Source organism: Nonomuraea cypriaca (assembly GCF_015645445.1).
Classification (GTDB): domain Bacteria; phylum Actinomycetota; class Actinomycetes; order Streptosporangiales; family Streptosporangiaceae; genus Nonomuraea; species Nonomuraea cypriaca.
In genome coordinates this window covers 1-1555 of record NZ_JADOGI010000506.1, presented here as the reverse complement: position 1 = coordinate 1555, position 1555 = coordinate 1, and the positions used below count along the sequence as shown (strand labels likewise).

Annotated in this window: 1 protein-coding gene; it reads left to right on the top strand. The window is 64.7% G+C overall.

Annotated elements, in window-relative coordinates; all coding sequences use genetic code 11:
• The first annotated feature begins 399 nt into the window (after positions 1 to 399).
• Positions 400 to 1431 (top strand): ISL3 family transposase, encoded by a 1032-nt coding sequence (locus ITP53_RS55235; RefSeq protein ID WP_195903471.1) that lies wholly within the window; start codon positions 400 to 402, stop codon positions 1429 to 1431.
• Positions 1432 to 1555 lie beyond the last annotated feature (124 nt).

The window sequence follows — 1555 nt, the reverse complement described above, 5'->3', positions numbered from 1 at the left end:
CCAACCACCGGCTGAGGCCCATCCAACAGGCAGCAACCCCAGGGAAATTCCACCCTCACAGCCTTGATCGCCGCACCTTCAACCTGCGATCTGTCACACCAGCAACATCTTCAGAAGGCTCCTAGAAGCGAGTCCGCAGTCAAGGGCCGGCCGAATATTCGTACCCCACACGGTCACTCGTGTTTCGCAGTTTGGGCCGGGTTATCACTGCTCCGAAAACTGATACTCCTCGCCCAGGAGCACCACGGTTAGTTACCACAGGAATCTTGGCAGAGCCAGTTCCGGATCTGGCGCAAAGTCCGTGAAGCTGGTCACGACCTGTGATGACGTCGCCGGTGCGGGCGGGTCGTCAGGTGATCGCGATTTCAACTCGACGCGCAGGAGAACGGCCGCGTCGTCATGATCCGGTTCATCCCGGAACTGATCATCACGAGCGGCCGCGAGGTCATTGTGCAGCATGCCCCGGCAGGCGAGGAAGCCTGCTGCGTTCTTCTGCTGTTCCCGCATCTCAGACAGGTGCATATCGACGCCATCGAGCAGGATCAAGGTGGTCTGCTGATCACAGCTCGGAGCAGGACTGACCACGCGATATGTCAGCGATGTGCCACCCCGGCAGGCAGACGGCACAGCCGCTACCGCCGCCGTCTTCACGACCTGCCCGCCTCGGGCCGGCCCATGGTGATCGAGTTGGAGGTCCGCCGGTTCTTCTGCGACAACCCCGCTTGTGATGTTCGTACCTTTGTCGAGCAGGTCCCTGCGCTGACCCAGCGGCACGCCCGCCGCACACCGCTGCTGCGCGCCGCGCTGGAAGCCATCGCCCTGGCGTTGGCAGGCCGCGCCGGCGCGCGGCTGGCGTCCGTGCTGGGTTTGGTGGCCGGCCGCTCCACGCTGATCCGGCTGATCCACGCCCTGCCCGACCCCGAGATCGGCCGGCTCACCGCGGTGGGCGTGGACGACTTCGCCCTCCGCCGGGGCAACAGCTACGGCACCGTGCTGATCGACATGACCACCCATCGGCCCATCGACCTGCTGCTGGACCGCCAGGCCGGCACCCTCGCCGACTGGCTTCGAGCGCACCCTGACGTGGAAGTGATCTGCCGGGACCGGGCCAGCGCCTATGCCGAAGGCGCCCTGAAAGGCGCGCCCCAGGCCACCCAATGCGCTGATCGCTGGCATCTGTGGCACAACCTGATCCAAGCCGTGGAACGGTCGGTCGCCCGGCATCGCTCCTGCTTGTCAGACCCTCAGGCCGATGTTCCCGAGCAGCCCGAACAGGCATCGGCAGCGCGCAGTACCGCCGGCAAAGGTTCGACGCGGTTCGCTGATCGCACCCGTGCCAAGCACGCCAGAATCCACGAACTGAAGGCGGTCGGGCACAGCCTGCGGGCCATCGCCCGCCAGCTCGGCATGACCGACCGCACTGTGATCTGAGGAGCCCGGCGTTTTCCGGACACGTCCCAAATGAACTATATGGTCGACTCTATCACGCAACCGACTGATTATCGAACCATTCGTCGAGGACTTCGAGCGGGGGTCGATAACCGAGCCCTGAATG

Bases quoted from the DNA above. Each gene is read 5' to 3' on its own strand.
- ITP53_RS55235 (WP_195903471.1), top strand. From the start codon at position 400: ATGATCCGGTTCATCCCGGAACTGATCATCACGAGCGGCCGCGAGGTC.